The organism is Pseudomonas sp. NFACC25 (assembly GCF_900100935.1).
GTDB lineage: Bacteria > Pseudomonadota > Gammaproteobacteria > Pseudomonadales > Pseudomonadaceae > Aquipseudomonas > Aquipseudomonas marginalis.
This window is the reverse complement of the sequence record NZ_FMUC01000005.1, coordinates 128309-146797: the sequence shown is the minus strand read 5'-3', so window position 1 is coordinate 146797 and position 18489 is coordinate 128309. Positions and strand designations below refer to the sequence as shown.

At 62.5% G+C, this 18489-nt stretch carries 21 protein-coding genes; 12 read left to right on the top strand and 9 right to left on the bottom strand.

Features of this window, described 5'->3' with window-relative positions; genetic code table 11:
- The first annotated feature begins 7 nt into the window (after nucleotides 1-7).
- Nucleotides 8-952, top strand: coding sequence for a N5-glutamine methyltransferase family protein (locus tag BLQ09_RS14110; protein WP_092357420.1), 945 nt, complete (start codon nucleotides 8-10; stop codon nucleotides 950-952).
- A 9-nt stretch (nucleotides 953-961) separates the two neighbouring features.
- Here the strand turns inward: BLQ09_RS14110 and BLQ09_RS14105 are convergent, their stop codons facing one another.
- A complete protein-coding gene (locus tag BLQ09_RS14105; RefSeq protein ID WP_092357418.1) occupies nucleotides 962-1393 on the bottom strand; it encodes a hypothetical protein in 432 nt (143 codons plus the stop codon).
- A gap of 165 nt (nucleotides 1394-1558) precedes the next feature.
- Between BLQ09_RS14105 and BLQ09_RS14100 the strand changes: the two genes are divergently transcribed.
- Nucleotides 1559-2572 carry an ABC transporter substrate-binding protein gene (locus tag BLQ09_RS14100; RefSeq protein ID WP_092357416.1) on the top strand — a complete coding sequence of 338 codons (1014 nt, stop codon included), beginning with the start codon at nucleotides 1559-1561 and terminating at the stop codon, nucleotides 2570-2572.
- 40 nt (nucleotides 2573-2612) lie between these two features.
- Here BLQ09_RS14100 and BLQ09_RS14095 read toward each other — a convergent pair whose 3' ends face one another.
- A complete protein-coding gene (locus BLQ09_RS14095) occupies nucleotides 2613-3509 on the bottom strand; it encodes a LysR substrate-binding domain-containing protein (protein WP_092357414.1) in 897 nt (298 codons plus the stop codon).
- 172 nt (nucleotides 3510-3681) lie between these two features.
- Here BLQ09_RS14095 and BLQ09_RS14090 point away from each other — a divergent pair, with 172 nt between their 5' ends.
- The 7 genes from BLQ09_RS14090 (at nucleotide 3682) to BLQ09_RS14060 (ending at nucleotide 10181) form a co-directional block, all read left to right on the top strand.
- Complete coding sequence (locus BLQ09_RS14090) at nucleotides 3682-4629, top strand: branched-chain amino acid ABC transporter permease (RefSeq protein WP_027607281.1); 948 nt, start codon at nucleotides 3682-3684, stop codon at nucleotides 4627-4629.
- Entirely contained in the window at nucleotides 4626-5711 is a 1086-nt protein-coding gene (locus BLQ09_RS14085; protein ID WP_092357412.1) for an ABC transporter permease subunit, read from the top strand. Before BLQ09_RS14090 ends, BLQ09_RS14085 begins: the two co-directional genes overlap by 4 nt.
- Complete coding sequence (locus BLQ09_RS14080; RefSeq protein WP_092357410.1) at nucleotides 5708-6481, top strand: ABC transporter ATP-binding protein; 774 nt, start codon at nucleotides 5708-5710, stop codon at nucleotides 6479-6481. The genes BLQ09_RS14085 and BLQ09_RS14080 overlap by 4 nt, the downstream gene beginning before the upstream one ends.
- Nucleotides 6474-7190, top strand: a complete 717-nt coding sequence (locus tag BLQ09_RS14075; RefSeq protein ID WP_027607278.1) for an ABC transporter ATP-binding protein — start codon at nucleotides 6474-6476, stop codon at nucleotides 7188-7190. The genes BLQ09_RS14080 and BLQ09_RS14075 overlap by 8 nt, the downstream gene beginning before the upstream one ends.
- An 80-nt stretch (nucleotides 7191-7270) precedes the next feature.
- On the top strand, nucleotides 7271-8410 hold the full coding sequence (locus tag BLQ09_RS14070) for a branched-chain amino acid ABC transporter substrate-binding protein (protein ID WP_092357408.1): 1140 nt from the start codon (nucleotides 7271-7273) through the stop codon (nucleotides 8408-8410).
- A 60-nt stretch (nucleotides 8411-8470) separates the two neighbouring features.
- A complete protein-coding gene (locus tag BLQ09_RS14065; RefSeq protein ID WP_092357406.1) occupies nucleotides 8471-8953 on the top strand; it encodes an L-2-amino-thiazoline-4-carboxylic acid hydrolase in 483 nt (160 codons plus the stop codon).
- A complete protein-coding gene (locus BLQ09_RS14060) occupies nucleotides 8946-10181 on the top strand; it encodes a Zn-dependent hydrolase (protein ID WP_027607275.1) in 1236 nt (411 codons plus the stop codon). Before BLQ09_RS14065 ends, BLQ09_RS14060 begins: the two co-directional genes overlap by 8 nt.
- Before the next feature lie 102 nt (nucleotides 10182-10283).
- On the opposite strand, the gene BLQ09_RS14055 is transcribed toward BLQ09_RS14060, so the two are convergent.
- Complete coding sequence (locus BLQ09_RS14055) at nucleotides 10284-11072, bottom strand: AraC family transcriptional regulator (RefSeq protein WP_092357404.1); 789 nt, start codon at nucleotides 11070-11072, stop codon at nucleotides 10284-10286.
- A gap of 85 nt (nucleotides 11073-11157) precedes the next feature.
- Between BLQ09_RS14055 and BLQ09_RS14050 the strand changes: the two genes are divergently transcribed.
- The 3 genes from BLQ09_RS14050 to BLQ09_RS14040 all read left to right on the top strand — a co-directional run bounded on the left by BLQ09_RS14050 (nucleotide 11158) and on the right by BLQ09_RS14040 (nucleotide 13912).
- Nucleotides 11158-12156 carry a bile acid:sodium symporter family protein gene (locus tag BLQ09_RS14050; RefSeq protein WP_027607273.1) on the top strand — a complete coding sequence of 333 codons (999 nt, stop codon included), beginning with the start codon at nucleotides 11158-11160 and terminating at the stop codon, nucleotides 12154-12156.
- 85 nt (nucleotides 12157-12241) lie between these two features.
- Entirely contained in the window at nucleotides 12242-12604 is a 363-nt protein-coding gene (locus tag BLQ09_RS14045; protein ID WP_092357403.1) for a hypothetical protein, read from the top strand.
- 123 nt (nucleotides 12605-12727) lie between these two features.
- Nucleotides 12728-13912, top strand: coding sequence for a sugar transporter (locus BLQ09_RS14040; protein WP_027607271.1), 1185 nt, complete (start codon nucleotides 12728-12730; stop codon nucleotides 13910-13912).
- A 23-nt stretch (nucleotides 13913-13935) separates the two neighbouring features.
- On the opposite strand, the gene nadS is transcribed toward BLQ09_RS14040, so the two are convergent.
- The 6 genes from nadS to BLQ09_RS14010 form a co-directional block, all read right to left on the bottom strand.
- A complete protein-coding gene (gene nadS / locus BLQ09_RS14035; RefSeq protein ID WP_027607270.1) occupies nucleotides 13936-14223 on the bottom strand; it encodes a NadS family protein in 288 nt (95 codons plus the stop codon).
- Between the two features lie 2 nt (nucleotides 14224-14225).
- Nucleotides 14226-14540, bottom strand: coding sequence for a type II toxin-antitoxin system RelE/ParE family toxin (locus tag BLQ09_RS14030; RefSeq protein ID WP_027607269.1), 315 nt, complete (start codon nucleotides 14538-14540; stop codon nucleotides 14226-14228).
- Nucleotides 14541-14812: 272 nt separating this feature from the next.
- Entirely contained in the window at nucleotides 14813-15736 is a 924-nt protein-coding gene (tal, locus tag BLQ09_RS14025) for a transaldolase (RefSeq protein WP_092357401.1), read from the bottom strand.
- Nucleotides 15737-15758: 22 nt separating this feature from the next.
- Nucleotides 15759-16712 (bottom strand): sugar-binding transcriptional regulator, encoded by a 954-nt coding sequence (locus BLQ09_RS14020; protein WP_027607267.1) that lies wholly within the window; start codon nucleotides 16710-16712, stop codon nucleotides 15759-15761.
- Nucleotides 16713-16757: 45 nt separating this feature from the next.
- Nucleotides 16758-17558, bottom strand: coding sequence for an SDR family oxidoreductase (locus BLQ09_RS14015; protein ID WP_027607266.1), 801 nt, complete (start codon nucleotides 17556-17558; stop codon nucleotides 16758-16760).
- A gap of 11 nt (nucleotides 17559-17569) precedes the next feature.
- Nucleotides 17570-18349, bottom strand: coding sequence for an SDR family oxidoreductase (locus BLQ09_RS14010; protein WP_256568803.1), 780 nt, complete (start codon nucleotides 18347-18349; stop codon nucleotides 17570-17572).
- Between the last annotated feature and the right edge of the window lie 140 nt (nucleotides 18350-18489).

Genomic DNA, 18489 nt, shown 5'->3' with positions numbered 1-18489 from the left:
ATCCCCCATGTCTGCACAACAACTCGCCGACCGCGCCCTGCTGAACCTGGGCCGGGGGTTGAAGGAAAATGGCTACCGCTTCATCACGCCAACGCCCTTGACCCATGAACGGTTTTTCCAGCGCCAGGGGAGGCCGCTGGCGAAGGACCTGCGGGACGTCTTCGGCTGGTCGCTGCCGTTTGACCGCGAGCTGTTGCCGGAGGCGTTTCGAGAGGAGCTGCAGCAGGCCGAGGTGGTCGAAAAACACGAGGCGCTGTGGCGCAGTGCGGTGCGTTGGTCGAGCCTGGACGACCTGCTGTTTGCCCACTCGGCGTACCCCACCACGCAAGCGGACGCGGTGTTTTTCGGGCCTGACAGCTATCGGTTTGCCCAACTGATCGAAGCCCATATGCAACAGCGCTTCGAGCCGATCAAGCGCGCCGTGGACATCGGCTGCGGCGCCGGTGTAGGCGCATTGGTGGTTGCCCGGGCGCGGCCTGACGCCGAGGTGCTGGCGGTGGACATCAACCCGCGCGCCCTGCGCCTGACGGCGGTGAATGCCGAGCTGGCCGGGCTGGCGAATGTCACGGCGTACCACAGCGATGTGCTGGGCGGCGTCGAAGGGACATTCGACCTGATCGTCGCCAACCCGCCCTACATGAATGACGACCGCCAGCGGGCCTACCGGCATGGCGGCGGGGCACTGGGCGAGCAACTGTCGGTGCGCATCGCCGGCGAGGCCGTTGGGCGCCTGTCCCTGGGCGGCAGCCTGGTGCTCTACACCGGCGTGGCGATTGTCGCCGGGGAGGATCCGTTCCTGGCCGCCGTCACGCCGTTGCTGGGCAGCGATGCCTTTGGGTGGACCTACCGCGAACTTGACCCCGATGTGTTCGGCGAAGAGCTGGAAAAGCCCGGCTATGAGCGTGTGGAGCGGATCGCCGTGGTGGCGCTCACCGTCACCCGTTTGCGCTGACGATTAGGTTCAGGCCGCAGCTTGTGGCTGCAGGTGCAACTCGCCGTCCACCTCCTTGACCAGACCACTGGCGAGGAACAGCGGCGCCAGGCGCTTGTGCAACTGCGGTTCGACAAATTCCTTCACCGTCTCCAGCGCCAGCGCGCCACTCGAAGGCAACTCAGCCTTGGTGAAAGACAACCAGGCCTTTTTCAGCGCCATCAACACATCACTGCCCGCCGTGGAGGCAAAGCGGCGCTGGGTCGGTTTGCCGTCGAAGCTGAAGGTGTGCTGGAACGCGTAGCCGGTTTCGTCACCGCCGCTGGCGGTGCAACGAATGCAGATGCACGGACCGTCGCCGAAAGCGCTGCGCACGTAGCTGTTGAAGTCCACCACGGGTTTGAGTGACAGGCGCTTATCCACCTCGAACAGGTCCCCGGTCATTTTTTCGTCAGTGTTCAACGTGCAGTTCCTCGCAGTGTGCGGCAGTTTTTTCAAAGCGCGGCACGATACCAGCCGCGCGCCGTTTTAGGGGTATTTGCATAACAATAGACCCAGATATTCTTTTGCTGTCTAAAAAACCGCGGCTACGCTCCATCACCTTCTCGAAAACGCGGCAGATTCCCCATGACGTTCAAGTGTTCCTCCCTGACCCTCCTGGCCGCGTCCCTCGCCGCCGCCAGCGTGTTGCTCAGCCCCGGTGCCCAGGCCGAAGGCAAGATCAGCATCGCCCAGCAATTCGGCATCGGCTACCTGATCCTCGATGTGGTGCGCGACCAGCACCTGATCGAAAAACACGGCAAGGCCCAGGGCCTGGACATCCAGGTGGAATGGAACAGCATTTCCGGCGCCACCGCCATGAACGAATCGCTGCTGGCCGGCGCCCTGGATGTGGTGTCCGCCGGTGTGCCGCCGATGCTCACCCTGTGGGACCGTACCAGGGGCAAGCAGAACGTCAAGGCCATCGCCTCCTTGGGCTCGATGCCCAACTACCTGCTGACCAACAACCCCAACGTGAAGACCCTCAAGGACTTCAGCGAGAAGGACCGCATCGCCGTGCCCGCCGCTGGCGTGGGTTTCCAGTCGCGGACCTTGCAGATCGAAACCGCCAGGCAGTTCGGCGATGCCCACTACAAGAAATTCGATGACATCTCCATCAGCCTGGCCCACCCCGACGCCACCGCCGCGTTGATTGCCGGTGGTTCGGAGATCAACGCGCACTTCTCCAGTCCGCCGTTCCAGTACCAGGAGCTGCTGAGCCCCAGCGTGCACAAGGTGCTCAGTTCCTACGACATCCTCGGCGGTCCGGCGACGTTCAACGTGCTCTACACCACGCAGAAATTCCACGACGAAAACCCCAAGACCTACCAGGCGTTCTACGCCGCGCTGGCCGAAGCCGAGCAGATCATCAAGGCCGACAAACCGGCAGCGGCCAAGGCGTATATCCGTGTAGAACAGTCAAAGCTGCCGTTGGACCTGGTGGAAAAAATCGTCCAGGACCCGGAAATCGACTTCACCATCGTGCCGCAGCGTACCTTCATCTACGCCGAGAAATTGCAGGAACTGGGCGTACTGAAAAACAAGGCGGCGAGCTGGAAGGACTACTTCTTCGAAGAGGCCCATGGCGGTAACGGCAGCTGACCTGTAAACCGCCCCTCCCACATTTGGATCTCCACAATGCCTATACCGCATTCAAGCTGCGCTTGATCCAGTCATACAAGTCATTCCCCTCGCTCGACAACTCACTGTTGGCTCGCCGGCACAGGTAGTACTGGCGGCCATCATTGACCTCCAGATCAAACAGCTTCACCAGCTCGCCATTGGCCACATGGGGCGCTACCAGCGGCGCGCGCAGCAACGCGCAGCCCAGGCCGGTGAGGGTGGCGGTGAGTGCCAGTTGGCCGTCTTCGAGCAGCAAGCCATTCAGCGCCGTGGTGTCGACCTCGGCTGCCTCGAACCATTGGCCCCAGGTGCCGCGTTCTTCATCGTGCAGCAACGGCAGTTCGCTCAAGGCCTGGGGCGTGTCGATGGGGCCGTGTTGGGCGAGAAAGCTGCGGCTGCAATAGGGGGTCACCGCGCCGGAGATCAGGGGTTCGCTGTGATAGCCCGGCCAGTGCCCGGTGCCGAAGCGAATCGACAGGTCGGCGGCATCGCTGGGGTAGCTGCGGTGGTTGGCGTAGGTCACGTTGATGTCCAGCGCCGGGTGGTCTTTGAGGAAGTTCTCCAGGCGCGGGATAAACAGGTTGATGCCAAACAGCGGGATCAGGCTGATGGTCACCTGGCGGGTGGCGCTTTTCTCGCGCACATGTTCGGTGGCGCTGCGCAGCACGGCAAAGGCCGAGCGGATGGCACGGTAATACTCGCGCCCTTCATCGGTCAGCACCAGGTTGCGGCCCTGGCGCAGGGTCAGTGGCTGCTGCAGGAAGTCTTCCAGCAGGTGCAGTTGATGGCTGATGGCAGAGGCGGAAACGTCCAGCTCGCGCGCGGCGGCATTCACCCCGCCATGGCGCGCAAACGCTTCGAACGTCCGCACGGCACGCAGGGGAGGGTCATTGGCTAACTGTTCTGATTTATTCATGTATTGAATTAAACACCAAGTTTTAGCCCAAATAAAGAGCCATAAGTGCCGTATTTGCGGCACAAATACCCTGTCATTGCTTTGGCATAACCCTATAACTTTCTGATATTTGATAAAAACAGAATAGATGCTTAGTGTGCCGCCCTTGTACGCACTGAGGTCGACGGTCTTCATGGATGGGTTTATCCAACAACTGCTCAACGGCTTGATGACGGGCAGTCTCTACGCGCTGGTGGCCCTGGGGTACACCATGGTCTACGGCATCCTGCGCATCATCAACTTCGCCCACGGCGATGTGCTGATGATCGGTGCGCTCGTGGGCTTGTCGATGATTCGCCTGTTGCAGGCGACTTGGCCGGCGTTGCCACCGCTGCTGGTGTTGCTGACGGCCACCCTGGTCGCCATGGCATTTTGTGCGGCGCTGGCGGTGGTGATCGAGCGCGTCGCTTATCGCCGGTTGCGTCACGCGCCGCGCCTGGCGCCGTTGATCAGCGGCATCGGGGTGTCGCTGCTTTTGCAAACCATCGCGATGCTGGTCTGGACCCGTAACCCGCAAATGTTCCCGCAACTGCTGCCGCTGGAACCCATCGAAGTACTGCCCGGGGTCTCCGCGCACCCGGCTGTCACCAACGCCACGGCCCTCACCACCATCGCCATTGCGCTGTCAGTGATGGTCGCGCTGCTGGTGCTGGTCGAGCGCACGCGCTTTGGCCGGGCCATGCGTGCCGTGGCGGAAAACCCCCAGGTCGCGAGCCTGATGGGCATCAACCCGAATCGGGTCATTGTGCTCACCTTCGCCATCGGCGGCGCCCTGGCGGCATTGGCCGGGGTAATGATGGCCAGCAACTACGGCAGCGCGCATTTCTACATGGGCTTCCTGCCGGGGATCAAAGCCTTCACCGCCGCGGTGCTGGGCGGTATCGGCAACCTCAAGGGCGCCATGCTCGGCGGCCTGTTGCTGGGGCTGATCGAAGCCCTGGGCACCGGCTACCTGGGCGCCGCCACCAACGGGGTGTTCGGCAGCAATTATCAGGATGTGTTTGCCTTTATCGTGCTGATCGCGGTGCTGGTGTTCCGTCCTTCGGGGCTGTTGGGCGAACGTCTGGCGATCCGCGCATGATCAACCCACTCACTTCCAATCAACGCGCCAGCCTGGGCCTGCTGCTGTTTGCCGTGGCCCTGGTGCTGGCACCGTGGATCGTCGGCCACGCCGGTGGCAACACCTGGGTGCGGACCCTGGATTTTGCCCTGCTGTACATCATGCTCGCCCTTGGCCTGAACATCGTGGTCGGTTATGCGGGGCTGTTGGACATGGGGTTCATCGCGTTCTACGCGGTGGGCGCCTACCTGGCCGCGTTGCTGTCGTCGCCCCATCTGCTGCAACAGTTTCCAGCCCTGGCGGCGTTGCTGCCGGCGGGCATGCACACCTCGATCTGGTTGATCCTGCCCCTGGGCGCCTTGCTCGCGGCGGGGTGCGGCGTGGTGTTGGGTGCGCCGACCTTGCGCCTGCGCGGCGACTACCTGGCCATCGTCACCCTGGGCTTTGGCGAGATCATCCGTATCCTGCTGCGCAACCTCGACCGCCCGGTGAATATCACCAATGGCCCCAAAGGCATCGCCCAGGTCGATCCGGTGAACCTGCTCGGCGTGAACCTGGGCCGTACCCAGGAACTGTTCGGCCTGCGCCTGCCGTCGGTGTACCTCTATTACTACCTGTTCGCCGCGCTGGTGGTGCTTATTCTGTTTGCCTGCATTCGCCTGGAGCGCTCGCGCATCGGCCGTGCCTGGGTGGCGATCCGCGAGGACGAAGAAGCGGCCCAGGCCATGGGCGTGAACACCGTGCGCCTCAAGTTGCTGGCGTTTGCGATTGGCGCCGCGTTCGGCGGGGTGAGCGGCGCGCTGTTCGCCTCGTTCCAGGGTTTTGTCTCGCCGGAATCGTTCACCCTCAACGAGTCCATTGCAGTGCTGGCGATGGTGGTGCTCGGCGGCATGGGCCATATCCCGGGGGTGATCCTCGGCTGCGTACTGCTGGCGGCATTGCCTGAAGCGTTGCGCGCGAGCATGGGCCCGTTGCAGCAGGCGTTGTTCGGCCAAGTGCTGGTGGACCCGGAAATCATCCGCCAGCTGTTCTACGGCCTCGCGTTGATCCTGGCGATGCTCTATCGACCCGCCGGGCTGTGGCCCAAAGGAGTGGCACGATGAACACACCTCTGCTGCAGATTGACCGGGTCAACAAACACTTCGGGGGCGTGGCGGCGTTGACCGATGTGAGCCTGAGTATCCAGGCCGGCGAAATCTACGGGCTGATCGGCCCCAACGGCGCGGGCAAGACCACCTTCTTCAATGTCATGACCGGCCTCTATACCCCGGATTCCGGGCGCTTCCAGCTCGATGGCCGGGAGTACCGGCCGACCAGCGTGCATCAGGTGGCCGAAGCCGGCATTGCCCGCACGTTTCAGAATATCCGCTTGTTCAATGCCATGAGCGCCCTGGAAAACGTCATGGTCGGGCGCCATGTGCGCACCCGCAATGGCCTGTGGGCCGCCTTGAGCCGGCATCGTCGTGCTCGCGACGAGGAAGCCCAAACCCGTGCCCACGCCCATCGCCTGCTGGCGTATGTCGGGCTGGCGGGGTTCGCCCGTTATCGCGCCGACAGCTTGAGCTACGGCCATCAGCGCCGCCTGGAAATCGCCCGCGCATTGGCCACCGAACCGCGCCTGCTGGCCCTGGATGAGCCGGCGGCGGGTATGAATGCCAGTGAAAAAGTGCAGTTGCGCGGCCTGCTGGAAAAGATCCGCGACGACGGCCATACCCTGCTGTTGATCGAGCACGACGTGAAGCTGGTGATGGGCGTATGCGACCGCATCAGCGTGCTCGATTACGGCCAAGTCATCGCCGTAGGGCCACCCGTCGAAGTGCGCCAGCACCCGGCAGTGATCCAGGCCTACCTGGGAGCCAGTGCCCATGTCTGAAGCCTTGTTGAACGTCGAGGGTTTGCAGGTGCGCTACGGCGCCATCGAGGCGGTCAAATCCCTGGATTTGCACATTGCCGAGGGTGAGCGCGTCACGCTGATCGGTGCCAACGGTGCGGGCAAGACCTCCAGCCTCAAGGCTCTGACGGGTCTGCTGCCGGCCAGTCAGGGTGCAATCCGTTTTGCCGGGCGTTCGATCCTCGGCCAGGCGCCGGACCAGTTGCTGCGCCAGGGCATCGCCATGGTCCCGGAAGGGCGCGGGATTTTTGCGCGCATGAGCGTGCTGGAGAACCTTCAGTCCGGTGCGTTTTTGCGCCGTGACAACGAGCAGGTGCAGCGCGAAATGCGCCAGCTGTTCGAACACTTCCCGCGCCTGGAAGAGCGCCTGCAGCAGTCCGCCGGCCTGCTCTCGGGCGGTGAGCAACAGATGCTCGCCCTGGCCCGTGCGCTGCTGTCACGCCCGCGTTTGCTGATCCTCGATGAGCCGTCCATGGGCCTGGCGCCGATCATGGTGGAAAAAATCTTCCAGGTGATCGACGACGTGTGTCGCCAGGGCATGACCCTGCTGTTGGTGGAACAGAACGCACGGCTGGCCCTGCAAGTGACCGACCGTGCCTATGTGATGGACACCGGCCGCATCAGCCTCAGCGGGCCCTCCGCAGATTTGCTTGAACACCCCGAGGTGCGCAGCGCCTACCTCGGTGAATAACGGCTCGATGAAAAAACACCCATGACGCTACCGGACGCCCGGCGTGTTCCGACCCGCCCGAAAAGAAACAGGAACGACTGATGAAGACTTTCAACAAAACCGCACTGATTGGCCTGGCCCTGAGCAGCCTGGCGAGCGCCATGGCCCAGGCCGACCAGACCGTGCTGATCGGCCTGGCCGGTCCCTTGACCGGGCCCTCGGCCCGGATTGGTAAAGACCTGGAAAATGGCGCGCAACTGGCCATCGACCAGGCTAACGCCAAGCACCCGACAATCAATGGTGAGGCGGTGACCTTCAAGCTGGTGTCCGAAGACGACCAGTCCGACCCGCGCACCGCCGTGACCGTTGCCCAACGCCTGGTGGATGAGGGCGTGGTCGGCGTGGTCGGCCACTGGAACACCGGCACCAGCATCCCGGCGGCGCGGGTCTACCACGACGCCGGTATCGCCCAGGTGGCGCCAGTCGCTACCGGGCATGCCTACACCCAGCAGGGCTTCGACACCAGCTTTCGCATCATGGGCCACGACGACGATGGCGGCCAGGTGGCCGGCCGCTATGCGTTGAACACCTTGAAAGCCCAGCGTATTGCCGTGATCGACGACCGCACCGCATTCGGCCAGGGCCTGGCGGACCAGTTCGTCAAATCCATCGAGGCCGGTGGTGCCAAGGTGGTTGCCCGCGAATACGTGGACGACAAGACCATCGACTTCAGTGCCGTGCTGACCAATATCCGTAGCCGGAACCCTGACCTGATCTTCTTCGGCGGCGTCGACGCCCAGGCTGCACCGCTGGCCCGGCGTATCAAGCAGTTGGGGATCAAGGCACCGCTGATGGGCGCCGGTGGGTTTGTCAGCCAGACTTTCCTGCAGCTGGCGCAGAACGAAGGCGAGGGCGTGATTGCCTTGGAGCCGGGCCTGGCGATTGCGCAGATGCCGGGTGGCAAGGCGTTCGAACAGGCCTATAAAGAACGCTACAAAACCGCGATCGAACTGCATGCACCGTTTGCCTATGACGGCGTTGGTGTGTTGGTGGCGGCCATCGAGAAGGCCGGATCCACCGACCCACAGAAGTACCTGCCGGTGCTGCGCGCCATCAGCTATCCGGGCGTGACTGGCACGATTGCGTTCGATGCCGAGGGCAACTTGAAGCAACCGTCGTTCACCGTTTACCAGGTCAAGGCCAATCAATGGCAGCCGGTGAGTGTGGCGGGTGGCCAATAAACCCACCCCCTCTGCAGGTGCGAGCTGGCTCGCTCCTGCAAGGGTCAATGGAGAGATGCAATGAACAAACTGGAAGGTGAACTGGGCATCCTTGCCCGGCGCCGGATCGAGGCGGAAATCATCAAGCCCATCTACGAGATCCTCAAGCGCGAGCAGGGCAAGGACTTTGCCGCCGCCGTGATCGGCGAAGCCGTGGGCAATGCGGCGATCCAGGCCGGCAAGCATTTTGCCGCACTGGAAGAGCAGGGCGCCGACCTCAAGAGCTTTGTGGAGTTGCAAGTGCTGTGGGAGAAGGATGACGCGCTCAAGGTCGAGATCATCGCCAGCGATGCCGAGCACTATGATTACGACGTCAAGCGCTGCCGCTACGCCGAGATGTACCACGAGATGGGCCTGGGCGAGATCGGCCACTTGCTGTCGTGCAACCGCGACGAGCTGTTTATCGTCGGCTACAACCCGAACATCGAACTGACCCGCACCCAGACCATCATGGGCGGCGCGCACCACTGCGACTTCCGTTATCGGGCCAAACCCCATGAGTAACCTGGCGCGGGTCAACGGCGAACGCCTGTGGGCTTCGTTGATGGAGATGGCGCAGATCGGTGCCACCGAAAAGGGCGGTGTGTCGCGCCTGGCATTGACCGACGAGGACCGGCGTGGCCGCGATCTGTTCGTGCACTGGTGCACTGCGGCCGGTTGCACGGTACGGGTGGACGCCATGGGCAATATATTTGCGCGTCGCGCCGGGCGCCATGACCACCTGGCGCCGGTGATGACCGGCTCCCACGGCGATTCCCAACCCTTCGGCGGCAAGTACGACGGCATCTATGGCGTACTCGCCGGAGTGGAAGTGCTGCGCACCCTGAACGACCTGGGGATTGAAACCGACCGGCCCATCGAAGTGGTCAACTGGACCAACGAAGAGGGCTCGCGCTTTGCCCCGGCGATGATTTCCTCCGGCGTCTACGCTGGCGTGTTCGACCTGGAATACGGGTTGTCCCGTGTGGACAAGGCCGGCGTGACCATCGGCCAGGCCTTGCAGCAGATCGGCTATGCCGGCCCCCACCCGGTGGGTGGCCAGGCGGTGCATGCCGCCTTTGAACTGCATATCGAACAAGGCCCGATCCTTGAAGCCCAGGGCATCACCATTGGCGTGGTCACCGGTGCCCAGGGCCAGCGTTGGTACGAAGTCGAATTGAGCGGGCGCAGCGCCCATGCCGGCACCACCCCGATGGACCATCGCCTGGATGCGCTGCTCGGTTTTGCCCGTGTGGTCGAGGCCGTGAATGGGCTGGGCCTGGAGCAGGGCGCGGAAGGACGGGCCACGGTGGGCATGGCGAATATCTTTCCCAACTCGCGCAACGTGGTGCCGGGACGGGTGTTTTTCAGCGTGGAATTCCGGCACCCGGACGAGGCCGTGCTGGCACGCCAGGACCAGCAATTGCGCGACGCCGTGGCGCACATCGCCGAAGGCATCGGCTTGCAGCACAGCGTTAAGCAGATCTTCCAGTACGCACCGATTGCCTTCGACAGCGATTGTGTAGAGGTGGTACGCGCGTCCGCCGAGGCGTTGGGCTACAGCCATCGGCCGATGATCTCCGGCGCCGGGCACGACGCCTGCTACCTGAACCAGGTGGCGCCGACCGCGATGATCTTCGTACCGTGCGTGGACGGGCTGAGCCATAACGAAGCGGAGGAGATCTCCCCCGAGTGGTCGACGGCAGGGGCGGATGTGTTGCTCCAGGCCATCCTGGCCAAGGCTGGGATCTGAAGGTACATACAAGTCTGATGTGGGGGGAGCAAACTCCCTCTAGACGCGCTACGTCGAAGAGGTAGGGGGCCCTCCCACAGTGATTCTTCATCGTCGGTGAGGTCAGCGGAAGAACTCACCGGGCGTGGCATAGAACTGCTGTCGAAACGCGTTGATAAACGCCGACGTGGACTCATAGCCACAGTTCAACGCCACATCCGTCACCCGTTCGCCTTGCTCCAGGGCGGGCAGGGCGCTCAATAACCTTAAACGCTGGCGCCAGGCTCGAAATGTCAGGCCGGTGTCCTTCAAAAACAGGCGGCTCAGCGTCTTTTCGCTGACCCCCAGTTTCTCGCTCCAGTGTCCCAGGGTAGTGTGCTGTTCCGGGCGCAGGCTCAAGCTGCGGTAGATCTGTCGCAACCTTGGGTCATGGGGCAATGGCAGCATCAAGTCGACCTTGGGCGCTGCGGCGAGTTGGTCGAGTACTACCTGGGCCAGGCGCCCATCCGGCCCATCCTCGGCATATTCCACCGGCAACTCGCTGAAACTGCGGATCAACTCGCGCAGCAGGCTGCTCACCTCCAGCACCTGGCAGCGTTCGGCGGCCCAGGCGGTGACGCTGCAATCGAGGTACAGGCTGCGCATCTCGGTGTGGGGCGAGCTGTACACCCGATGCGGCATGCCCGCCGGGATCCACACCGCCCGCTGGGGCGGCGCGACGAAGCGGCCGGCGCTGGTCTGGATCTCCAGCACCCCGGAAATGGCGTAGGACAATTGCACCCACGGGTGGCTGTGCCGGCGGGTCAGGGCGCGGTTGGGCAGCGATTCGGTGCGCCCATACACCGGCCTTGGCAGGCTGGAAAGCCCAGGCACACTGCGGCGTACGGTGTTGGCATGTCCTTTAGGCGGCATTTACTGGCTCATTGGCGTTAGTCGGTAACAAGGCGTTACGTTAGAGTCGCCATGACGCTCTTGGCAACCCCCGGAAGATTCGCTTATGACTCGCCCCCGTTTTCTGCCCGACAACTTCACCCTGACCTTGATCGCCACGGTGATCCTCGCCTCCCTGCTGCCCGCCAGCGGCCAGACCGCCGTGGCCTTCGGCTGGGTCACCAACCTGGCCATCGCGCTGCTGTTTTTCCTGCACGGCGCCAAGCTGTCGCGCCAGGCCATCGTCGCCGGCGCGGGCCACTGGCGCCTGCACCTGCTGGTGTTCAGCCTGACTTTTGTACTGTTCCCGCTGCTGGGCCTGGCGCTCAAACCGGTGTTGTCGCCGCTGATCGGCAAAGACCTGTACATGGGCATGCTCTACCTCTGCGCCTTGCCGGCCACGGTGCAGTCGGCGATTGCCTTTACCTCCCTGGCGCGGGGCAACATCCCGGCGGCGATCTGCAGCGCGGCGGCCTCCAGCCTGTTCGGCATCTTCCTCACGCCATTGCTGGTGACGTTGTTGCTCAATGTGCACGGCGAAGGCAGCTCCACTGTCGATGCGATCCTGAAAATCAGCGTGCAACTGCTGCTGCCGTTTATCGCCGGGCAGATCGCCCGCCGCTGGATCGGCGCGTGGGTGGGGCGCAATAAAGCCTGGCTGAAGTTCGTCGACCAGGGTTCGATCCTGCTGGTGGTGTACGGCGCGTTCAGCGAAGCGGTCAACGAAGGCATCTGGCACCAGATCCCGCTGTGGGAGCTGGGCGGCCTGGTGGTGGCCTGCTGCGTGTTGCTGGCCTTGGTGCTGGTGGCGTCCACCCTGTTGGGCAAGGCTTTTGGCTTTAATCAGGAAGATCGCATCACCATCCTGTTCTGCGGCTCGAAGAAGAGCCTGGCCACGGGTGTGCCGATGGCCCAGGTGCTGTTCGCCGGGGCGAGCATGGGCGTGCTGATTTTGCCCTTGATGCTGTTTCACCAGATCCAGTTGATGGTCTGTGCGGCGTTGGCGCAGCGTTATGCCAAGCGGCCGGAGAGCATTCCGGAGTTGATGGCGCAGGTGGATCCTTAACCGTTTGTTGCGCTAAGGCGAATAACCTCAAGTTAGTGCCTTTGCTGACGACTTACTTCCTAATAGCCCAGGAAGGAGTATCAGCATGCGTATCAACGGTTTTTCGGCAGCTACCTGTCTCCTTTGCCTTTGGGCAAGCACCTGCGGCGCGGCCCAGCCGGCGGGTCAAGGCACCATCAGTTTCACGGGCAGCATTGTCGAACCCTTGTGTGCGACAAATGCGCACAGCGGTGCCCGGATGGACGTGACAGGTTGCCCGAGCGCCAGCCGTGGCAATCGGTTCGATGTCCGCAGTATGGCGCCGGTCGCCAGCGTCAACGGGGCCAGTCTGCGGCTGGTGGCGGACAGCGGCAGCGGGCGTTATTACGACCAGACGTACCTGTTGGTGGACAGCCTCGGCAAGCCGATCCAGTCAGGCAACTACGTGGTCACCATGACGGCACCGTGACAAAACTGAGGGTATTTTGAGGGGGATGAACGTCAACAGACGGCCGATAAACCTATAGAATGCCAGGCGGCGGCGCTTGTCCTGGGTGGCCGCTTGATCATCGCCAGAGTACCTCGCCCTTCAATGAGCATTTCAGCCGCAACCCCCCAAGCCAACTGGCAACCGGTCATCGCCCTGGCGCTGGCCGCGTTTGTGTTCAATACCACTGAATTCGTCCCCGTCGGGCTGCTCAGCGCTATTGGCGCCAGCTTCGATATGCCCGTGTCCAGCGTCGGCCTGATGCTCACCATCTATGCCTGGATCGTGTCCCTGACCTCGCTGCCGGTGATGCTGCTGACGCGTAACGTCGAGCGACGCAAGCTGCTGATCGTGCTGTTCTGCCTGTTTATCGCCAGCCATATCCTTTCCAGCGTGGCCACCAGTTTCGGCCTGTTGATGGTCAGTCGCGTCGGCATTGCCTTGTCCCATGCGCTGTTCTGGTCGATCACCGCGTCCCTGGCGGTACGCCTGGCGCCGGAAGGCAAGCAGGTGCAAGCCCTCGGCCTGCTCGCCACCGGTACGTCCCTGGCGATGGTGCTGGGTATTCCCCTGGGGCGTCTGCTCGGCGAAGCCATGGGTTGGCGCACCACGTTCCTGGTGATCGGCGCGTTCGCCGCCGCCCTGGTGTTCTGGCTGGCGCGCACCTTGCCGTTGCTGCCGAGCCAGAACTCCGGCTCCCTGCGCAGCCTGCCACTGCTGTTCAAGCGTCCGGCGCTGGTGGCGTTGTATGTGCTCACGGCGATGACCGTGACCGCGCAATTCACCGCATACAGCTACATCGAACCTTTCGTCGAAGGCGTGGCCGGCATGAGCGGCAGCGCGGTGACCCTGATCCTGCTGGTGTTCGGCGGCGCGGGCATCATCGGCTCGCTGCTGTTCAGCCTGGTGCACCGCTTCAACCCCCACCTGTTCGTGGTCGGCGCGGTGTTTATCCTGGCCGCGTGCCTGGCGCTGATGCTGCCGTTGAGCGGCGCCGAGTCGTACCTGGTGATCCTCAGCGTGTTCTGGGGCATGGCGATCATGGGCTTCGGCCTCGCCATGCAGTCCAAGGTACTGGTGCTGGCCCCGGACGCCACCGACGTGGCCATGGCGATGTTCTCCGGTATCTACAACATCGGCATCGGCGGTGGCGCCCTGATGGGCAGTTGGGTCGGCAGCCACTTCGGCTTCGCCTGGGTCGGCGTGGCGGGCGGGTTGCTGGCGGCGCTGGCATTGATCGGGTATTGCCTGGCGATTCGCAAGTTTGGGACGGGTGTCGCCGCCGCCTGAATCCGCCGCCGGTGCCTATTGGGTTACAGGGCCAGGGCGTTCAAAACATGGACCGGGTCATTGTGAATGGCCCTTAGCAGTGCTTTGGCCGGCCCTGTCGGTTCTCTTCGCCCTTGTTCCCAGTTGCGCAGGGTGCCGAGATGAACATCAATCATCGCGGCGAATTTCGCTTGTGTCAGTCCGGTTGCCTTGCGGATTTCTTTTACTTGAAGCGCGTTCACGGTGAACTCACGCGAAGGCTGACGTTCGCCTCGGACGATTTCATCCATTTCTTGCACGCTTTCCATCAGCTCATCAAAGAATTTGCTCATGGTTATCTCCAGTGTTCGACGACAGCTTTAAGCGCTTTGCGTTCATCGTTTGTCAGGTCTTGCTGTTCGTTTTTCGGGTAAATCATCAACAGCGCAATACGTGAAGCGGATACGAAGTGGTAATAGATCACTCTGGCACCGCCACGTTTGCCGTGGCCTTTTGAGGCGACACGGATCTTGCGAATGCCACCCGTTCCTTCGATCAAATCTCCAGTTTCGGGGTTCAGCATCAACGCTACCTGAAGACCGAGATAGGCATCGTGATTCATGAGCTCCATTACCCGTCGGGTGAAAACTGGGGTTTCAATAAAAATCATAGCAAATGTACGCCATTGACTTACTCGGCGACAATGCTAAGGCAGCCGTTCGTGTGAATCATCTGAGCAGTTGTAAGCAGGTTTTAGATGGGGTAGATGGTGATTGCGGCGGATTAGCCAAGATTGGCGGTCCGGGGTATAGGCCCCAGCACTGGCGAAGAAGTCCCTGCAAAAAAATCAGACAAGACTTCTTTATGCTGATCATCATGCATTTCAGCGCACCGGGCGCGGGCCGCCCGGTTTGCGCCGATTGCTCCTGCTGAGTATCTGCGTTACAGCGCAGCCAACACCGCCTCCAACTTCTCCTGATCCCGCGCAAACTGTCGAATCCCTTCCGCGAGTTTCTCAGTCGCCATCGCATCTTCATTCGAGGCCCAGCGGAACTGCGCTTCGTTCATTGGCTGGCGCGCTTCGCCTTCGGTCACCGGTACCAATTTGCGTGCCAGCGTGCCCTGGTCGTCGTCGAGCTTCTGCAGCAGCTCCGGGCTGATGGTCAGGCGATCGCACCCCGCCAGCTGTTCGATCTGGCTGAGGGTGCGGAAGCTTGCGCCCATCACCACGGTGTTGATCTGGTTGGCCTTGTAGTAGTTGTAGATGCGCGTCACCGATTGCACGCCCGGGTCATCAGCGCCGGTGTAGTCCAGGCCGGTGTTCTTGCGGTACCAGTCATAGATGCGGCCCACGAACGGTGAGATCAGGAACACCCCGGCATCGGCGCAGGCCTGGGCCTGGGCGAACGAGAACAGCAGGGTGAGGTTGGTCTGGATACCGGCTTTTTCCAGGCGTTCGGCCGTACGGATGCCTTCCCAGGTGGAGGCGAGCTTGATCAGCACGCGGTCGCGGCGGATACCGGCCTGGTCGTACAGGGCGATCAACTGGTTGGCCTTGGCCCACAGCGCGTCTACATCGAAGGACAGGCGCGCGTCGACTTCGGTGGAAATACGCCCGGGAATGACCTTCAAAATGCCGGCACCCACTGACACCGCGAAGTGGTCGCAGGCCAGGCCGACGTCGCCCTTGGCCAGGTTGACGGCATTGCGCAGCAGCTCGGCGTATTCCGGGATCGCGGCGGCCTTGAGCAGCAACGACGGGTTGGTGGTGGCGTCCACCGGGCGCAGGCGGCTGATGGCTTCCAGGTCGCCGGTGTCGCAGACCACGGTGGTGAATTGCTTGAGTTGTTCGAGCTTGGACGTCATGAGCGGCAATCTCCAAAAAAGGTTATTGGTTGAGGGCCTGTGCGGTGTCCAGGTCGGTGATCAGGATGTCCAGGTAGCCGCCCTTGAGCGCGCCACGAATGGCCTGGACCTTGTTCAGCCCGCCGGCCAGGCCGAGCACGCGGTGGATACTGCGCAACTTGGGCAGCGCCACCGAGACCACGAATTCTTCATCTTCCTCCAGCACCGGCTTGCCCTGGGCATCGAAGTAACGCAGGCAGATATCGCCGACGGCACCGCGCTCGGCCAGCAGGCGCAGCATGTCCTCGGTGTAGTAGTTGCCACTGTTGCGCAGCAACTGCGAGGGTTCGAGGTCGCCGATGCCGACGATCGCCAGGGTGATGCTGTCAAAGCGTTGCAGCACTTCCTTGACCTCTTCCATCTGCACGATGCGCTGCTTGCTCTCCACCGATTGCTCGATGCTTTGCGACGGCAGCAGGAACGCCGGGCAGTTGAGCAGGGTGGCCAGGCGTTGGGTGAGCAAGGTAGCTTCAAACGCGCCTTTGTTGCCGACACCGCCCAACAGTTGTACCACTTCCTGGGCGCCTTGTTTGCCCGGCTGGGCATGCAGGTGGCCGACCATGGCGCGAATGGTGCTGCTCCACGACGAAATGCCGATATGGTCCTGGGGCGACAGGCTGGTCTCCAGGTAGTGGGCAGCCGCCGAGCCGATGGCTTGCTTGATGCTTTCATCGTTGCCGGGCTCGGTGGCTTCCACCACGATCACCTGGCGCACGTCGTAGCGGCGTTGCAATTGGTTTTCCAGCTCCAGGTGCAGGCCTTGCAGGCGCATCACGCTGATCTTCACCACGCCTTCCTGCAGCGCCCGGCGCAGGGCGCGGCTGATAAAGGATTGGGACAGGTCCAGCTGTGCGGAAATCTCGGACTGCTTGAGCCCGTCTTCGTAATAGAGGCTCGCGATCTTGGTGATCAGGCGCTGTTCTTCGATCTGGCTCATGAAGGCCTCAGTGATGACATCAATGCGGGTGAGGATACCAAACCCTTACGACATGATCAGGCCGCCGTCGATATTGATCGCCTGGCCGGTCAGGTAGGCCGCGTCATCCGAGGCCAGGAACGCCACCAGGCCGGCGACATCCGAGGGTTTTCCGGCCCGGCGCAGGGGGATGTTCCTGACCCATTCGGCCATCAGTTCACCCTTGCCGTAGCGTTTTTCGTCGGTGCTGAGGATCTCGCCCCACACGCGGTCGTTGTAGTCCCACATCTCGCTTTCGATGATGCCGGGGCAGAACGCGTTGACCGTGATGTTATGCCGCGCCAGTTCCAGCGCCAGGCTCTGGGTAATGCCGATCACGCCCATTTTGCTCGCGGCGTAGTGCGGGGTGTAGATAAACCCCTGGCGGCCCTGGCCGGACGAGGTGTTGATCAAGCGCCCGCTGCCTTGCTTGACCATGTATTTGGCCGCTTCCCGGCAACCCAGCCACACGCCGGTGGTGTTGACCTGCAGCACCTTGTCGAAGTCGGCGCGGGGCATCTTGTCGTAGTGGTCGATGGTGATGATGCCGGCGTTCTGTACCGACACGTCGATGCTGCCGAAGCGTGCGTGACCTTCGCGGTAGAGGGTTTCGATGTCTTCTTCGCGGGTCACGTCGATGCCCAGGGCCAGGGTGTCGACCTTGTATTCCCGGGCCAGTTGGTCGGCGGTGAACGTCACGCGCTCCAGGTCGTTGGAGGCCAGCACCAGGTTGGCACCTTCCTGGGCGAAGCGCTCGGCAATGCCGGCACCGATGCCACGGCAGGCGCCGGTGATCACGATGGTTTTACCGCTGAAACGTTGCGACATGACAAAACTCCTTACCAGCAGACAAAACCACCATCGACCAGCAGGTCGACACCGGTGCAGAAAGACGAGGCCTGGCTGACCAGGAAAATCGCCGGGCCGACCATTTCGTCCACGCTGGCCATGCGGCCCATGGGCGTGGTCTGTTCAAAGATCTTCACCTGGTCGGCGACTTCCGGGCGTGAGTTCATCGGCGTGGCGGTGTAGCCGGGGCTGATGCAGTTGACGCGCAGGCCTTTGTCGGCCCATTCCATCGCCAGGCTTTTGCTCAGGTGGATCACCCCGGCCTTGGAGGTGTTGTAGTGCGCCTGCAACAGGCCGCGGTTGACGATGCTGCCGGACATGGAGGCGATATTGACGATGGCGCCTTTGCCACGCGGCAACATCACCGCGGCCTGGGCCTGGCAACTGAGGAAGATGCCGGTGAGGTTGATGTCCAGGGTGGTTTGCCAGCGTTGCAGCTCCAGGTCTTCGGCGGCCTGGGCATTGGCGATGCCGGCGCAGTTGACGGCGACGCTGAGTGGGCCGAGTTCTTGTTCGGTTTGCGCGACGGCTGCATCCAGGGCGGCTCGCTCGGTGACGGTGCCGCTCAACGCCAAGGCGCTCCGGCCCAGGGCCTGGATGCGTTCTACGGTGCTGGCGATGCCGGGGCTGCCCGGAAGATCAAAGCAGGCTACATCGGCACCGGCTTCGGCGAGCCCGACGGCGATAGCCTGGCCAATGCCGCTGCCGGCGCCGGTAACAAAGGCCACTTGGCCTTGAAGACTAAAAAGCTGCATGACTAACTCCGTTATTTGAAATTACAGTGAACCCCTGTGGGAGGGGGCTTGCTCCCGATAGCAGTGGTTCAGTGACAGATGCATCTGCTGGCACTCCCTCATCGGGGGCAAGCCCCCTCCCACAGTTGGATCTGTGTAGGTATTTGGCTATGCGG

Bases quoted from the DNA above. Each gene is read 5' to 3' on its own strand.
- BLQ09_RS14110 (WP_092357420.1), top strand. From the start codon at position 8: ATGTCTGCACAACAACTCGCCGACCGCGCCCTGCTGAACCTGGGCCGG.
- BLQ09_RS14100 (WP_092357416.1), top strand. From the start codon at position 1,559: ATGACGTTCAAGTGTTCCTCCCTGACCCTCCTGGCCGCGTCCCTCGCC.
- BLQ09_RS14095 (WP_092357414.1), bottom strand. From the start codon at position 3,509: ATGAATAAATCAGAACAGTTAGCCAATGACCCTCCCCTGCGTGCCGTG.
- BLQ09_RS14090 (WP_027607281.1), top strand. From the start codon at position 3,682: ATGGATGGGTTTATCCAACAACTGCTCAACGGCTTGATGACGGGCAGT.
- BLQ09_RS14085 (WP_092357412.1), top strand. From the start codon at position 4,626: ATGATCAACCCACTCACTTCCAATCAACGCGCCAGCCTGGGCCTGCTG.
- BLQ09_RS14080 (WP_092357410.1), top strand. From the start codon at position 5,708: ATGAACACACCTCTGCTGCAGATTGACCGGGTCAACAAACACTTCGGG.
- BLQ09_RS14075 (WP_027607278.1), top strand. From the start codon at position 6,474: ATGTCTGAAGCCTTGTTGAACGTCGAGGGTTTGCAGGTGCGCTACGGC.
- BLQ09_RS14070 (WP_092357408.1), top strand. From the start codon at position 7,271: ATGAAGACTTTCAACAAAACCGCACTGATTGGCCTGGCCCTGAGCAGC.
- BLQ09_RS14065 (WP_092357406.1), top strand. From the start codon at position 8,471: ATGAACAAACTGGAAGGTGAACTGGGCATCCTTGCCCGGCGCCGGATC.
- BLQ09_RS14060 (WP_027607275.1), top strand. From the start codon at position 8,946: ATGAGTAACCTGGCGCGGGTCAACGGCGAACGCCTGTGGGCTTCGTTG.
- BLQ09_RS14055 (WP_092357404.1), bottom strand. From the start codon at position 11,072: ATGCCGCCTAAAGGACATGCCAACACCGTACGCCGCAGTGTGCCTGGG.
- BLQ09_RS14050 (WP_027607273.1), top strand. From the start codon at position 11,158: ATGACTCGCCCCCGTTTTCTGCCCGACAACTTCACCCTGACCTTGATC.
- BLQ09_RS14045 (WP_092357403.1), top strand. From the start codon at position 12,242: ATGCGTATCAACGGTTTTTCGGCAGCTACCTGTCTCCTTTGCCTTTGG.
- BLQ09_RS14040 (WP_027607271.1), top strand. From the start codon at position 12,728: ATGAGCATTTCAGCCGCAACCCCCCAAGCCAACTGGCAACCGGTCATC.
- nadS (WP_027607270.1), bottom strand. From the start codon at position 14,223: ATGAGCAAATTCTTTGATGAGCTGATGGAAAGCGTGCAAGAAATGGAT.
- BLQ09_RS14030 (WP_027607269.1), bottom strand. From the start codon at position 14,540: ATGATTTTTATTGAAACCCCAGTTTTCACCCGACGGGTAATGGAGCTC.
- tal (WP_092357401.1), bottom strand. From the start codon at position 15,736: ATGACGTCCAAGCTCGAACAACTCAAGCAATTCACCACCGTGGTCTGC.
- BLQ09_RS14020 (WP_027607267.1), bottom strand. From the start codon at position 16,712: ATGAGCCAGATCGAAGAACAGCGCCTGATCACCAAGATCGCGAGCCTC.
- BLQ09_RS14015 (WP_027607266.1), bottom strand. From the start codon at position 17,558: ATGTCGCAACGTTTCAGCGGTAAAACCATCGTGATCACCGGCGCCTGC.